At 65.9% G+C, this 14,310-nt stretch carries 11 protein-coding genes; 4 read left to right on the forward strand and 7 right to left on the reverse strand.

Features of this window, described 5'->3' with window-relative positions:
- Window positions 1–52: 52 nt before the first annotated feature.
- Genes F4Y72_10485 through F4Y72_10495 form a run of 3 tightly spaced genes read right to left on the reverse strand, consistent with a single transcriptional unit; the run spans window position 53 to window position 3,932 of the window.
- Entirely contained in the window at window positions 53–982 is a 930-nt protein-coding gene (locus F4Y72_10485; protein ID MXZ28713.1) for a hypothetical protein, read from the reverse strand.
- Window positions 979–2,688 carry an alpha/beta fold hydrolase gene (locus F4Y72_10490; GenBank protein MXZ28714.1) on the reverse strand — a complete coding sequence of 570 codons (1,710 nt, stop codon included), beginning with the start codon at window positions 2,686–2,688 and terminating at the stop codon, window positions 979–981. The genes F4Y72_10485 and F4Y72_10490 overlap by 4 nt, the downstream gene beginning before the upstream one ends.
- Entirely contained in the window at window positions 2,685–3,932 is a 1,248-nt protein-coding gene (locus F4Y72_10495) for an MFS transporter (GenBank protein ID MXZ28715.1), read from the reverse strand. The genes F4Y72_10490 and F4Y72_10495 overlap by 4 nt, the downstream gene beginning before the upstream one ends.
- Window positions 3,933–4,008: 76 nt before the next feature.
- Here F4Y72_10495 and F4Y72_10500 point away from each other — a divergent pair, with 76 nt between their 5' ends.
- Entirely contained in the window at window positions 4,009–5,217 is a 1,209-nt protein-coding gene (locus F4Y72_10500) for an FAD-dependent oxidoreductase (protein MXZ28716.1), read from the forward strand.
- 27 nt (window positions 5,218–5,244) lie between these two features.
- Here F4Y72_10500 and F4Y72_10505 read toward each other — a convergent pair whose 3' ends face one another.
- A complete protein-coding gene (locus F4Y72_10505; protein MXZ28717.1) occupies window positions 5,245–6,249 on the reverse strand; it encodes a hypothetical protein in 1,005 nt (334 codons plus the stop codon).
- A gap of 120 nt (window positions 6,250–6,369) precedes the next feature.
- Between F4Y72_10505 and F4Y72_10510 the strand changes: the two genes are divergently transcribed.
- Complete coding sequence (locus F4Y72_10510; protein MXZ28718.1) at window positions 6,370–8,739, forward strand: S8 family serine peptidase; 2,370 nt, start codon at window positions 6,370–6,372, stop codon at window positions 8,737–8,739.
- Window positions 8,740–8,742: 3 nt separating this feature from the next.
- Here F4Y72_10510 and F4Y72_10515 read toward each other — a convergent pair whose 3' ends face one another.
- Both F4Y72_10515 and F4Y72_10520 read right to left on the reverse strand, forming a co-directional pair.
- On the reverse strand, window positions 8,743–9,384 hold the full coding sequence (locus F4Y72_10515; GenBank protein ID MXZ28719.1) for a hypothetical protein: 642 nt from the start codon (window positions 9,382–9,384) through the stop codon (window positions 8,743–8,745).
- 10 nt (window positions 9,385–9,394) lie between these two features.
- Window positions 9,395–10,282 carry an SDR family oxidoreductase gene (locus F4Y72_10520; protein MXZ28720.1) on the reverse strand — a complete coding sequence of 296 codons (888 nt, stop codon included), beginning with the start codon at window positions 10,280–10,282 and terminating at the stop codon, window positions 9,395–9,397.
- On the opposite strand from F4Y72_10520, the gene F4Y72_10525 reads away from it, so the two are divergent.
- Window positions 10,189–11,625, forward strand: a complete 1,437-nt coding sequence (locus F4Y72_10525) for a hypothetical protein (GenBank protein ID MXZ28721.1) — start codon at window positions 10,189–10,191, stop codon at window positions 11,623–11,625. The genes F4Y72_10520 and F4Y72_10525 overlap by 94 nt on opposite strands.
- 4 nt (window positions 11,626–11,629) lie before the next feature.
- Window positions 11,630–12,955, forward strand: a complete 1,326-nt coding sequence (locus tag F4Y72_10530; GenBank protein ID MXZ28722.1) for an MFS transporter — start codon at window positions 11,630–11,632, stop codon at window positions 12,953–12,955.
- Window positions 12,956–13,091: 136 nt separating this feature from the next.
- Here F4Y72_10530 and F4Y72_10535 read toward each other — a convergent pair whose 3' ends face one another.
- Window positions 13,092–14,306, reverse strand: a complete 1,215-nt coding sequence (locus F4Y72_10535) for a molybdopterin molybdotransferase MoeA (protein ID MXZ28723.1) — start codon at window positions 14,304–14,306, stop codon at window positions 13,092–13,094.
- Window positions 14,307–14,310 lie beyond the last annotated feature (4 nt).

Genomic DNA, 14,310 nt, shown 5'->3' on the forward strand with positions numbered 1-14,310 from the left:
ACCTGCTCCTACACTATCTCCCGCGAGGGCCTTGCCGTCTTTTCGTCGCCGTTCAGGCGCCGGCGAACTCGGCGATTCCGGCAAGGGAGCGCTCCACGCCCACGTTTGCGCTGGCCGTGATCTCGCCCGATTCCAGGCTCATCCGCACGCATTCGCCGGTAAAGAAATTGCCGCCGAGCACATGCTCGCCGTCCGCCGATACGCACATCGACGCCCAGCCGAATCCGGGCATGGGCAGTTCCCGCAGCCTCTGGCCCTGCTCGCTCAGGACCTCCACCGCGTTTCCGCGCATGTGAAGCAGCGCGCCGTCGTGCGCGTATCCCACCGCGAAACACATGGCGGCGCGGTCGTCCTCCGGCAGACTCAACACATCGGGCAGCTGCCGGGAATCCTCCAGGTCGAAACGCATGATCCGCTTGCCGGTCTCGGATACGTACACGAGCGTCCTGCCGTCCGGCGCCAGCGTGGAGTGCGTGACCCCGAGAAATCCGCCCATGCCGCCGGTCGTTTCGGTGGCGTGTTCCGCGACCAGCCGGCCGTCGGCCGCGTATTCGAATACGTGGCCGTCGCCCAGGCTGTCGGTGCCGGGCATCGGCGTGAGAACGGTCTTGAGCGGATAGCGGATCTCCGAACCGACCATGTGTTCGGCCAGGTAGATCTGTCCGCCCGGGCCGAAGTTCACGTTCGAGAACGAGCGCTTGGCGAATTCCATGTGCGGCAATCGCTGCCCGTCGGGGCCCACTCGAATCACCAGGTGGGCGTTGCTGTCAAAGGCCCACAGGATCCCGTCCGGATCGAACTTCAGGCCGCCCACCAGGTGGGTGCTGTCGTCGATCCAGAGCACGCCCTTTTCGTTCAGGCGGGCGTCATACTGGATGATGCGTCCCGGTCCGGCGTGATCGTCCTCCGGATCGTTGAGAAGCGTAGCGCCGACGAACACGTCGCCCGGGCTGAAGGGCTGAATGGTCGAGTCTCTGCTCATGTTGCGGCTCCTTTCAGGAATGGCGTGACCGCCTCGCCCCATTGCGCCGGGTTGTCGGGCAACAGCAGCGAGTCGCAATGCGTGTGGCGGCCGGCGAGGCGTTCGCTCAAATCGCGGGCCACGTCCCACTCCGCCGTGGCCAGCAATACCGGAATTTCCGCATCCGCCAGGCGCTGTCCGGCGCGATACCTGAAGTGCGCGTGGTACGCCTTGCGCCACATGACCGGCGCACGCAGCACCTCGACCACGCGGCGGTGCACCATGTCCGGATCCAGGTACGGCTCGCCTTGCAGCATCGACTCCGCCGTGCGCGCGTACCAGGGGAAGTAGATGCCCTGGTCGCGCATCATGTGCCACGCTTCCAGCAGGTGTCCGCCGTGCCATTGGGGAACGATCTCCGGCGTGTAATTCGCGAGCAGATCGGCCTGCTCCTCCGGGGTGTGATCGATCAGTCCGGTGATGATCAGCCGCCCTATCCGGCCGGGATTCTCGATGGCCAGGTCGAGCAGCACCGACCCGCCGCCCCAGACGCCGTAACCGTTCACCTGCTCAAGGCCCAGCGCGTCCAGAACCTGCGCCAATGCCTCGCGATAATCCGCGACGCTTACGTCGCCCTCGCCGATGGTGTTGTCCGAATCGGCGTGCCCCGGCAGCTCCACGGCGAGCACCGGGTGCGATCCGATCAGGGACTCGGCCAGTCCCTGCACCGTGCGCCCGGAACCGGCCGCGTCGTGCTGCACGACGACCGTCTTGCCGTCGGCGTCGGTGTTGCGGTAAACGCGGACCTGGCCGCCGGGAATCGAGACCATCTCGCTCCACAGGCGCCCTTGAATCGCCTGCGCCGGTGGCGAGGCCGGCGGGACCGGAGCGGGATGGGCGGTCAGCAGCTCAAAGCAACTGTCACGCGCCGCTTGAGGGGTCGGGCTCGAATACACCTCGACCCCGTCGGGCGGCGGCGGTATGCGCTCAAGCTGGGACGCGAGGACGTCGCCGACCCAGCAGGTAATCAGGCCCGGCACCTTGAGTTCCACCACGGTTTCCGCGCCGTCGTGCGAGAACGCGCAGCCGTAGGCTTTGCGGTAGTTGTCGCCGGCGCGCAGGAATTCCAGGACCTCGTTCTGCAGGTGGTCGGCCGACGGCAGGTCGTACGACATCCGGGCCGCGGCGCGCAGGTCGTACCAGGGGAAAAACATGAGCTGCTGGCGCAGGCGGCTCCACAGCCAGGTGAGATGCGAGCCGTCCCAGGCCGGAACGAAGGCCGGCAGGTAGTTGGCCAGCAGTTCCGCCTGTTCCTCCTCGTTGAAGGCGCCGTAGCCGTTGACCGCCACCGCGGTCACGAGGTCCGGATGCCGGGCCGCCGTCTCCGCCGACATCGCGGCGCCGGTATGGAAGCCGTACAAGCCCGTCTTCGTGATGCCGAGAGCGCGGATGAACTCCGCCACGCAGTCGGCGAAGTCGGCCATGGTCAGGTCGTCTCCCTCGGGCGGGTCCGATGCTCCGTAGCCGGGCGTGTCCGGCGCGATCACCGTGAAATGCCGGCCCCACTCCTTCATCAGCGGCACGTATTCAAGCGACGACTGCGGCGACTGGTGTAGCAGCACCAGCGACGGCCCGTCGCCCGCGCGGCGGTAGTGCACCTGGCGCTCGCCGTACCTGCCGCGGATGCTTACGAAATGCCGGGTAATCGTTACATCACCTTCACTCATGCTTCGACCTCCTTATGCGGCTGCGCCCGCGAGCCGCCAAACCATACAAGCAGTCCCGCAAGGCAGGGAACCAGTATTACAACCGAACCGAACAGCGGCGCGTTGGCGCCTTCGGACTGGAACAGCATGCCTCCGATGGGAGGCGATATGGTCCTGCCCAGCCAATTGGAAGACTGGAACAGGCCCAGCACGGTGCCCCGTTCGGTCACCGACGCGTATTTGGACACCAGGCTGGAGATATTGGGCACGAGCAGCGCGCTGCCGCTCGCCAGCAGGCCCAGGCCGAGCACCAGCCACGGTTGGCCGGTGAAGTCCGCCAGCACGCCGGTGCCGATCCGCAGCCACTCGGGGCCCGCCAGGGCGCCGAACCAGGCGAGCAGCAACATTCCCACTGCATAGAGCACGATGCCGGCGGCGATGACCGGCACTTCGCCGAACCGGATCGACAGTCTGCCTGCGATCAGGCCCTGGACCACGGCCACCCAGAGTCCGAGGAAAAGAAACTGGACGCCCACGTGGCGCGGTCCCCAGCCGAGGGTTTCCCCGACCCACAGCGGCATCATCACTTCGAACATGCCGGCCGCCGTCATCCAGAGAAGCCCGAGTATCAGCAGCCGTTTGACCACGGGGCGCGCGCCGACCTCGCCCCACTGCCGCAACTCGGCGCCGAGGGGCTGGGAGGCCACGCGCTTCTCCGGCGGCAGGCTTTCGCGCATGAACAGGAGGATCACCACCAGCAGCAGCCCCGCCAGCGCCGCGCCCAGAAGTCCGGGCTCCAGCAGGGTGGCGGTGTCCGCGGTCTCGCCTCCCAGGATTCCGCCAACGAACGGTCCGAGGATGAATCCCAGGCTGATTCCCGCCCCCATGATTCCCATTCCCTTGGCGCGGTTCTTGGGCGTGGTCGTATCGGCCACCCAGGCCTGGCTTACCGAAAACAGTCCGCCGGCAAGGCCGCCGACGAGACGCGACACGAACAGCGTCAAGGCGTCGTAGGCAAATGCCAGGCCAAGAAAGGCAATCATGGTGCTGGCCGCGCAAAGGGCCAGAATCAGTTTGCGGCCGTAGCGGTCGCTCAGTCGCCCCCAGATGGGCGTTGCTATGAGCTGGCCGATCGCGTAGCTGGCGACGATCCAGCCGGCCATGGCCTCGCCGCCGCCGAAGTCCTCGGCCACGAACATGATGGACGGCAGCACGATGCTGAAGCCCATCGCGCCCAGCAGCAGAAGTGCAAAAATAATGAACATAGACCGGGACCCGGCGAAAAACACCGGGCATTATGCCCGCAACGCGGGAAACACAAGCGGGTAAGATACGCGCGCCATGCCCGAGCGACACGCCGAAGTACTGATTGCCGGCGCCGGCCCGGTGGGCTGCACGGCGGCCCTGGCGCTGGCGCGAGCGGGCGTCTCCGTCATCATGGTCGAGGGCTGCGACACGCTGCCGCTGGAACTGCGGGCTTCGACCTTCCATCCGCCCACGCTGGACCTGCTGGAGGACCTGGACCTCACCCATCGGCTGATCCCTCTGGGGCTGATCACGCGCGACTACCAGTACCGTGACCGGACCACGGGCGAGGCGGCGATATTCGACCTGGGGCTGCTGTCCGGCGACACGGGGCATCCCTACCGCCTGCAGTGCGAGCAATACAAGCTCACGCAGGTCGTTTGCGAAATGCTCAAGGACTACCCCAACGCCCAGGTGCTGTTCGGGCGGGAGGTGATCGGCGCCAGGCAGGACGGCGACGGCGTCCGGATGCTGTGCTTCACCGGCGAACAGGAAGAGCTGTATACGGGGCGCTACCTGATCGGGGCGGACGGCGCCAACAGTTGCGTGCGCAAGTGCATGACGGTGCGCTACGAGGGATTTACCTACCCGGAGAAATTTCTGGTCCTGAGCACGCCGTTCGACTTTGCCGCCCACATGGACCAGTTGAGCAACGTGAACTACGTGGCCGATCCCGACGAGTGGTGCGTGCTGTTGCGGACCGTGGACCTGTGGCGGGTGCTTCTCCCCACTGTACCCGGCGAGCCCGACGACAAGTTCCTGGCGCCGGATTACGCGGAAGACCGGCTGAACGCCATAGTCCCCCGCGACGAGCCGTACGAAGTAGTGCACCGCACGCTGTACTGGGTGCACCAGCGCGTTGCCGAGACCTACCGGCAGGGCAACCTGCTGATCGCGGGCGACGCCGCCCACATCAACAACCCCCTGGGCGGCATGGGAATGAACGGCGGTATACACGATTCGATCGTGCTCGCGGAGAAACTGGTCGCGATCCTGCGCGAAGGCGCTAGCGAGGATCTGCTGGACGTCTATGACCATCAGCGCCGGACCATCGCCAGCGAGTTCGTTCAGAAGCAGACGATAGAGAACAAAGAGCGCATGGAGTCGCTGGATCCGGACGCGCAGCGCAAGCGCCAGGCGGAGTTCATGCGCGTCGCCGCCGATCCCGAAAAAGCCCGCGCCTTCCTGCTTCGCACCAGCATGATCGAAGCCTGGCGCGACAGCGTCGCCCTCGGCCAATCCTGACCCGCAAAAACTCGCGCTCTTCGCCTGCTATTTTTGGGCGAAGCGGGCGCGGCCGGCGGTGATCGCGGCGTTCGCTTCGAAGTCTTCGAAGAATTGCTTCGCGTCTGAATCGTTGTTGAGCCACGCGTCCAGGAACGCCGTGGTGACGCCGGCCAGGATCTCAAGCCCGTCCGCATCGTGGGCGCCGCCGCTATTGTCCGGCCCGCCGCGGTCGTCCCGGCAGATCAGACCTCCGAGGTAGTGATCGCCTTCTTCCAGCACCACGGAGTACTTGTCGCCGGGCGGAGTCAGGCCGAACGCCGACATCCGCCACTCCCAGGGATAAATCGTTGGTCCGCCGATATTTCCGAGGTCCAGCGTGCCGCCGGTAACGAGCACTGGCCCAGGCACCCGGTCAAAAGAGCCCTCGGCCATCTGCTCCATCTCGCCGACGCCGCTCATGACGATGGCGGCATCGAAACCAAGGGCGTAACTGACGCTCTCCGTACTGTGCAGGTCCTTGAGCGGCTGGCCCCAGATGACCTGGGCGATCATTCCGCCGAAAGAGTGACCGGCAATCGCCTTGCGACCGTAGTCGATACGGCCCGTCAGCCCCGGAATGTCCTGGCCGGGCGCAAAAAGCGCATCCAGTACCCGCCCCACGTCGGATATACGGATATAGAGAAGATTGCGGATGTCTTCAGGGCTCATCCGGCCTTCCGAGGTCGGGCAGTCGGGATGCTCCGGCAACACCACCGCGTAGCCGTGCGAGGCCCAGTGATCGGTCAGCCCCGCGTAGCTCTCGCGGTAGCAATTGAAACCGTGCGAATACACCACCAGCGGAAACGGGCCCGCCGCGTCGGGGTAGGCGATCCTCGCCCGCAGGCTGCGCTGTCCGGGCTCGGCCGGCAGTACGTGATTCTCGATCACGTGAACGCCGTGCGGCCCCCACGCGGTCTTGTAAGCGGCGGGCGGCTCTTCGGCCATTGCCGCTGCTGACAAACAGATCAGAACCAGTGTCGGCGCCAGGCGGTTCGCGGGGATTACTTGCATGACAGAGATTTCTCCTTTTTCCTGCCGCACAGTCGATGGCCGGCAGCAATGGTCCGATTGCTATACTGGGAAACCGAATGATAAGCCGGGGTATGTGGGGTGGTTCAACGGATGTAGAAAATGACGAAGACGAATAAAGTAGCCCTCCTCGCGCTATCCACGCTATTGATTTCCGGCTGCGGAAGCAGCGGCGGAAACCAGACCCCCCCGCCTCCTCCGGTCACTCCCCCGCAGCCCGAGCGTCCGGACCCGACCAGCTTTCCGGACGACCCGGGGCTGACCCCGGCGCAGGAAACGGAGCGCATGACGATCTCCAGTTCTTCCGAGTTCGTCGGTCAATGGAGCCTTTCGGAAATCGGGGCCGACTACGCCTACGCGCGCGGCTATACCGGCGCAGGAGTGACCGTCGGGATCATTGACACCGGGATGGACGGCGGCCACGACGCCCTGGAAGGAAAGCTCCACTCCCGGTCCGCGATAGCTTCCAACTCCTGTCCCGGCGGCACGTGTTCGTTCAGCGCCATTCGGGACACGGGCTCGCACGGAACCGCCGTGGGTGGACTGATCGCGGCGGCCAAGCTCGGCAACTCGATGCACGGAGTCGCCTACGACGCGGATCTGCTGGCGATCGGAATCCAGCTTGGCAGCGGAACACCCATCTATAGGCCCGTGGACCTGAGCAACGGCCCATCGTTCCGCCAAATCGACGAGCAGGGCCAGGGCATCTACCGCCGCATCAGCGGCGCCACGCGGATCATCAATCACAGTTTCGGCTACGAGGGCGTGGTCACCGGCTACACCGCGAGTGAATACCGGGGCGCTTTCGGGCGCACGATCGACGCCTTGCTGCAGGCGGGAACGGCGGACTCGGAAAAGATGATCCTGGTGTGGGCCGCCGGCAATTCCTTCGGAAAGTTCGACGCGCAGGGCAATCCCGCCGATGCGTCCTCGCCCAACATTACCGCCGGTACGCCGCACCTGTTCCCGGCGCTGAGAGGACATTTCATCGCGGTAGTGGCTACGCAGTCTGACGGCACCATTGCTTCGTATTCCAACCGCTGCGGCGTTGCGGCGGACTACTGCATGGCGGCGCCCGGGCACGGCGTTCTGGCGCCCGCGGTCGGGAGCCAGAACGGTTACTTCCGGATTGGCGGCACGTCGGCGGCCGCTCCCCATGTTGCGGGGGCCCTGGCGCTCATGGAAGAAGCCTTTCGAAGTCAGCTCGGATCCACCGAGATGGTCACGCGCCTGTTTGCCGCCGCCGACAAGAGCGGTATCTACGCCAACCGAAACGTTTACGGTCAGGGACTGCTCGATGTGGAGAAGGCCACTCGTCCGATCGGCACCATGAGCGCCTCTCTATCCCAAACCGTTGGAGGACCGTCCGTGGGCCTGGCAGGCAGCGCCGTAGCGGCAGGGCCGGCCTGGGGCGATGCGCTGCAGAACGCGTTTGCCGGACGGGAACTGGCGGTATTCGACAGCATGAATGCGCCGTTCTTCATCCCGATGGAAAGCTTCAACGCGCATTGGCCGCTGGACGACGCCTACAGAGCCGATCGGCAGTTCGCCCGATTCGTCGGGCGGGCCTCGGAAACCGGTACGGCGATGGCCGCACCCGTGGGCGATTGGACGTTTTCGTCGGCTCGAGGTCTCGCCCGCGCGCTCTTCTACCGGGAGAACAAGGAGCAGATCTGGGGCCCGCCGACACAATTGCAGAACGCCTGGGTGGCGCTGGGAACTCCGGGAATGGGCGTGGCGCGCGATCTGTTCAGACTGAGCGATCGGGCAACGCTTCGCAGCGGTTTCTTTCTTCAGAACCCGGGGAGTGCGCGCGGCGAGCGCTTGGTAGCGCCCGGACGGGCGCAGGGCGCCTTCCTGAGCCTGGACCTCGGTGGCGGCGCCCGGCGATTGTTCGCGGAAATCGGCCTGCTCAGCGAGTCGGAGCGGCTGCTGGGAGCTGGCGCCGAAGGCGCCTACGGGCGGTTCGCGGGACGAACCTGGTTCTCGCGCTTCCTGCTGGAGCGGGAGTTCGCGGGGGGACTCAGGCTGATGGCTGTGGCGCAGGCGGGCTATACCTCGGGCGAGGCAGGCCGGGGGCTGTTCCGGGGAACACGGGGCGTGCTGAGCAGCGCTTTCAGCACGGGACTCCAGTGGGGCAGTACGGAGGACGGCAAACGTGAGCGGGCCTGGCTCATGGCGTCACAGCCACTCAGGAACGAGTCCGGCGGCCTTGAACTGGACTATCCGACCGGCAGGACGCGGGCGGGCGGCGTGCTGCGGGAAACGGCATGGATCGGCGCGGAACCGAGCGGCCGGCAAATCGACCTGACGGTGGGCTACGAAACCGGAATACTCCCGAACGTCGGCGGCGGAACGGACTGGCGGGTCCGAATTGAAGCCTGGCGCTCCTTCAGGCCCGGGCATCGCGCCGGGGCGCGGCCCGAGAACGCGCTCTACCTGGCGGTCTCCCGCGGCTTTAGCGGCAACTAAGAGTTACTGGCCGGCAGTGCCCGCGTCGCGTTCGACGGCGCGCACCCAGACGCGGCCATCATCGCCCAGTTCGGAGACTTCCAGGCCCACTCCGATCACGTTGGCATAGGCCTGCAGGCGCTGCCGTACCCAGATGTCGTGGACTTCCGCCTCGGTCATGTCGTGCTGGCCAAGCCGCCGGGTCTGCGTCAGCACGCGCGACCAGGGCGACTGCCAGGCACGGTAACCGGGCTTGCTTTCGGTTTCAAAGATCAACTGGTAGTGGCAGGAAGTGCGGTCGATCATCCCCACCATCACCATCTCGAGGTCGCCGGTGCGCTCGTAGTGCGAGCGGATGCGCTTCAACAGCGGCTGCAGCGTATCGACCTCGTGCGCGATCAGGTCGTCGATCATGTCGCGGTCCTTGGCGAACTGCATCTGCGACAGCAGCGCCTTGACCAGCGCGTCGTTCAACTCGTGCACGTACGACTCGTCTTCGTGCATGGTCTTCAGCACCACGCTGATCGCCATGCCCAGTTCATGCTCACGGCCTTCCAGCCCGCTGCTGGCGCCCTGAAATTGCTTGTCACCGCTGGGTTCCGCCACGCACAGCGACGAAACCGCCATGGCGGCGCAGGCTAACAAGGAAATAGTGGTCTTTTTCATTGGTTCTCTCCTACCAGGGTAGAACCCGACCGTCGACATTGATCGGCAGTCCGGGGTCGTCAAGTGTAGCGCCGGCGATGATCTCCGCCATCCCAGCCGCGCTTTCTTCGGGCGTGAGCGCCTCGCCGGTGTAGCCGGATTCCCGCAGCAGCTGGGTATCGACCATGCCGGGCGAAATCAGCAGCACGGCAACGCCGCGCGGCTTCAGGTCGGTGCGCAGGGCCCGCCAGCCCATGTTCAGCGCCGATTTGCTCATGCGATAAAAGTACAGACCCTGCATGCGGCCCATCAGCGTCAGCGAGGCTACGCCGCTGGTAATCGCGACGATTTTTCCTCCGGCGGCGTCGACATTGTCCGCCAGCGCCTCCGAGATGCGCAATGGGCCGAATACGTTCACGGCCATGGTCTGCTCAAACCGGTCGTAATCCAGGCCGCCAAGGCTTTGTTCGGGCAGGGTGCCAAGGATTGCCGCATTATTGATCAGCAGGTCGATGGGCTGGCCCGCGTGGCGATCGGCCAGGGCGCGTATATGGTCCTCCCGGGTCACGTCCAGCAGCTCGACACTCAGGTTGGCGTATTCGGCGGCCAGGGCGTTCAGGTCGTCGGCCCGCTCCGGACTCCGGCAGGTCGCGACAACATTCCAGCCCTGCTCCGCATACCATTCCGCGAAGGCCAGTCCGATTCCGCGACTCGTGCCGGTAATCAGGACGGTCGGCGGCGCGCTGTCCGCGGACGCTGCCTCCTGTTCTGCGGCAGCAGTGCCAGCCAAGCTGAACACCAGCCCCAGGACCATGACCGGCAACGGTGCAGCAAGGCCTGCCCGCACCGTCATTCTGCGAAGTCGTTTCATGCGCAATCCTCCCTGAGGGCATTGTAAGCCAAGCGGCTTGCAGGTCATTTCGACGGTTTGAGGCTAAACTTGCCCATTCCGCCCGGCCGGGGGCTACCCGCCGGCGGCGATTGACGGGAGTTTCCAAGGGAGTCTTCACAGTGGCGCAGACCAAGAGCACGAGCGCGACCGCGGCGCAACCCAGCTACATTCCGACACGCGAGGAACTGGTACTTGAAGCGCGCAAGCTGGTGCCGGTATTGCGCGAGCGCGCCCAGGCTAGCGACGAGCTTCGGACGCTGCCGGATGAAACCGTGGCCGATCTGAAGGCGGCGGGAATCCACAAGATCTTCACGCCCAAACGCTATGGCGGATTCGAGATGGACTGGGGCGCGCACGTGGACGTGTCCCGCGAACTGGGCCGCGGCTGCGGTTCCACGTCCTGGGTGGCATCGGTGGTGATGTCCCACACCTGGATACTGGGGCGCTTTCCGGCGCGTGCGCAGGAGGAGTTCTGGCCAGACACCCCGGACGCGATCATTGCAACCGCCTTTGCCGGCGGCGGAACGATGGAACCGGTGGACGGCGGCTTCGTGCTGAACGGCCAGTGGCGTTTCGCCAGCGGCGTGGACCACGCGAACTGCGCCGTCGTGGGAGGGCGCTACAACATCAAGAATCGCACTTCCGAGGGCAGGTTGAGATACCGCATGGCGCACCTGTTACCGGAAGATTATGAGATCGTCGACACCTGGCATGCGGAGGGGCTGAAGGGCACCGGAAGCAAGGACATACTGGTCAAGGACCGTTTCGTGCCGGAGTACCGGACCGTGCGATCGGAGGAGCTGGCCGGCAAGGAACCCCCGGGAGCGAAGCTCCACGAGAGCTATATCTATCGCACCGAACTCGGACAGCTTTTCTATACGCTGCTGTGCGGGCCGATGCTGGGGGCGACCCGCGGCGGCCTGGAACACTACCTGGAACAGACCCGGGAACGTACGGGGCAGATGTTCGGCGAGAGCATCGTCGAGCAGATCCCCGTGCAGATCCGGGTCGCGGAATCCTTCGAGGAACTGCGGGTGGCCGACCTGATCACCGACAACCTGATGCAGTTCCTGCACGAGGCCGGCAGTTCCGGCAAGCAGATTCGCGGAATCGATCGCCTGCGCATCCGCAGGGAACCGGCGATGGCCGCCAAGCTCTGCCTGAGCGCCATCACCCGGGTGGCCAACATGATGGGCGTGACCGGGCAGACCGGCAACAACCCCGTTCAGCGCCACTACCGCGACATGCGCACGATCTCGACCCATGGCGGCCTCAACTGGGACACCGGGATGATGCCCACGGGCAAGCTGCTGCTGGGCGTTCCGACCGGCGACCCTCTGACCGACGTCGATATCGAAAAGCCCTGGTAGCGGCATGAACAACACGCCGCAACGGCCCAGCCCGCTGGTGGCCTGGTACGCCGTAGGCGTGCTGATGATCGCCTTCATCTTTTCGTTCCTGGACCGGCTGATTCTTTCGCTTCTGGTTCCGCCGATCATGCGGGACCTCGAAATCGACAACTTCGCCATCGGCCTGCTGGGAGGACTGTATTTCGCTGTCTTTTATGCCCTTATGGGCCTGCCGATCGGGCGGCTGGCGGACCGCAGCAGCCGGCGGCTGATCGTGGCCGCGGGCATATTCCTCTGGAGCCTGATGACGGCCGCCTGCGGACTGGCGCGCAACTTCTGGCACCTGGCGCTGGCGCGGGTCGGCGTGGGCGTCGGAGAAGCGACCCTGTCGCCCTGCGCCTACTCGCTGATCAGCGACTACTTCCCCAGGGACCGGATCGGCACCGCGCTGGGCGTGTTCCAGTGCGCCGCCTTCATCGGCGCGGGCGTCGCGTTCCTGGTGGGCGCCCAGGTAATCGAGCTGGTCGCCGCGATCCCCTTCGATCGCCTTCCCCCCGCGCTAGCCGACCTGCTGACGCAGTTCAAGCCCTGGCAGCTTGCGTTCATCATCGTGGGCCTGCCCGGCGTGCTGGTGGCGTTGCTGGCGCTCACGATGCGCGAGCCTCCGCGCCAGGGTCTCATGGAGGGCGTGGAACAGAAAATCCCCTGGCCCGTCGTGATCGATTTCTTCTCGAAGCGGTGGCGCATGTTCCTGGCGCACTTTTTCGGTTTCGCCATACTGGCCGCGCCGATCGCCAACCTGCTGCTGTGGGGACCGACTCACCTGATCCGCAACCTCGGCTACACGGCATCCGAGGCCGGCCAGTACCTGGGATGGATTCTCCTGCTCTGCTCGCCGGCGGCAGTCTTTGCCGGCGGCTGGTTCACCGATTTCCTGAGAAGGCGCGGGCGGGTCGACGCCCCGCTGTGGGTGGGCATCATCGCGGCGGCGGCGCTGACTCCGCTGTGCCTGGTCACGACGCAGCTCGACAGCCCGTTCTGGACGATGGTGCTGTTCTGTCCCTACGCTTTCTTCGGATGCTTCGCGGTGGCCAGCGGCCCGGCGGCGCTGCAACTGGTGACGCCCAATCAGTTGCGCGCCACGGTTTCGGCGGTCTGGATGCTGGCGCTGAATATCCTGTCGGCAATTGCCGGGCCCACCGCGGTGGGCTTCGTCATCGACAGCGTCTTCGGCTACAACGAGGCCGTGGGCAGCTCAATCGCGCTGGTCGGCGCAGTCGCTGCGCCCATAGCCGGCCTTTTCCTGTTCTACGGCCTAAAACACTTCCGCGCCGCCGCCCGCAACGCCTAACTCCACACTTCGATCCCGCCCCTTTGTGTGCCTCCCTCTCGTTGGAGACGCCATCCCTGGCTCGGAATCGCTATCCTGCTTTTACGCTCCCACGAGAGGAAGGCACACAAAGGGGCTACGGTGGCAGCATCCTGGGTCAGAGGGGGTAGGAGGCGGCGAGGGCGCCTTCTTCGTGGCGGCCGCCGGCGAGGCGGAGCCAGCAGTCGGCGGCGGCGAGGGCGCCGGCCTGGCCGGGGCGTTGGGGGTGCACCAGCTTCAGTGCTTCCGATTCGGTGCAGCGGCGGGCCAGGAGGAAGTGTGTGTGGCCTTCGCGCAGGTCGCAGGCGTGAGCGAGCGGCTTGCGTTGGGGTTTTTCGGGCTTCATCGCCAGGATGGCGCGAATGCCGGGCCAGACCAGGAAGCGCATGCCGGCGGCCGTGGCCAGCGGATTGCCCGGAAGCCCGAATACGGGGGTCCCGTCGTCCAGCAGCGCGAACAGGGCCGGTTTGCCGGGCCGCATCGCGACGCCGTGAAAAACGATTCGAGCCCCCAGTTCCCGCAGCGCTCCCCGCAGAACATCGTGATTCCCCGCTGAGGCGGACCCGCTTGAGACGAGGACCCGGGCGCCGGATTCGCGGGCGTCCTGAAACCCGCGCGCCAGATCGCCGGGATCATCCTGAACGTGTTGCGCGTGCGCCACGGGGACCCGCCGCTCTGCGCACCAGGCAGTCATCCAGGCTGCGTTGACGTTGGCTATCTCTCCTGGAGCGAGCGGGGCGCCGGGAGGGCGCACCTCGTCGCCCGTCGTCAGCAGGCCCAGCGGGGGCGGCGTGCGAACGTGCAACTCGTTGATTCCGGCAGCGGACAAGAGCGCGACATGCCCGGCGTGAAGGCGCTCGCCGGTGAAATCGAAAGCGGCGCCGGCCGGATACTCCTCGCCCATGATGCGCAGGTTCCGTCCTTGCTCGACGGGCTTCAGAAAACGCAACATCGTCGCGCCGGACCGCTCGATCACCGCCGCCTGCTCCAGAGGTACGACCGTGTCCAGCGAGGGTGGCGTCAGGGCGCCCGTGGCAACCCGAAGGGCGCACCCGGACCCGGGCTTCGCGGCTTCCGCGTACGCACCGACCTTGAGCTCGCCAACTACGGGAAGCTCCACCGGAGAATCTTCCGCGGCGCCCGCCGTGTCCGCGGCGCATATGGCAAAGCCGTCCATGGCCGCGTTGTTGAATGCCGGCGAGGCGACGGCGCCAATGACGGGCCGGGAAGCAACCGCACCCAGGGCCCGGCGAGCGGAAACCGACTCCTCCGGCCCCGGCGTACAGGCCGCGGCAAGGGTGGTGCAAGCATCGCGATAGGGGATCAACTTCATTCAA

Source organism: Gammaproteobacteria bacterium (assembly GCA_009838035.1).
GTDB lineage: Bacteria > Pseudomonadota > Gammaproteobacteria > Steroidobacterales > Foliamicaceae > Foliamicus.

Excerpts from the sequence above, each read along its gene's own strand:
- F4Y72_10495 (MXZ28715.1), bottom strand. The coding sequence starts at position 3,932 with ATGTTCATTATTTTTGCACTTCTGCTGCTGGGCGCGATGGGCTTCAGC.
- F4Y72_10535 (MXZ28723.1), bottom strand. The coding sequence starts at position 14,306 with ATGAAGTTGATCCCCTATCGCGATGCTTGCACCACCCTTGCCGCGGCC.
- F4Y72_10515 (MXZ28719.1), bottom strand. The coding sequence starts at position 9,384 with ATGAAAAAGACCACTATTTCCTTGTTAGCCTGCGCCGCCATGGCGGTT.
- F4Y72_10530 (MXZ28722.1), top strand. The coding sequence starts at position 11,630 with ATGAACAACACGCCGCAACGGCCCAGCCCGCTGGTGGCCTGGTACGCC.
- F4Y72_10490 (MXZ28714.1), bottom strand. The coding sequence starts at position 2,688 with ATGAGTGAAGGTGATGTAACGATTACCCGGCATTTCGTAAGCATCCGC.
- F4Y72_10520 (MXZ28720.1), bottom strand. The coding sequence starts at position 10,282 with ATGACCTGCAAGCCGCTTGGCTTACAATGCCCTCAGGGAGGATTGCGC.
- F4Y72_10500 (MXZ28716.1), top strand. The coding sequence starts at position 4,009 with ATGCCCGAGCGACACGCCGAAGTACTGATTGCCGGCGCCGGCCCGGTG.
- F4Y72_10510 (MXZ28718.1), top strand. The coding sequence starts at position 6,370 with ATGACGAAGACGAATAAAGTAGCCCTCCTCGCGCTATCCACGCTATTG.
- F4Y72_10485 (MXZ28713.1), bottom strand. The coding sequence starts at position 982 with ATGAGCAGAGACTCGACCATTCAGCCCTTCAGCCCGGGCGACGTGTTC.
- F4Y72_10505 (MXZ28717.1), bottom strand. The coding sequence starts at position 6,249 with ATGCAAGTAATCCCCGCGAACCGCCTGGCGCCGACACTGGTTCTGATC.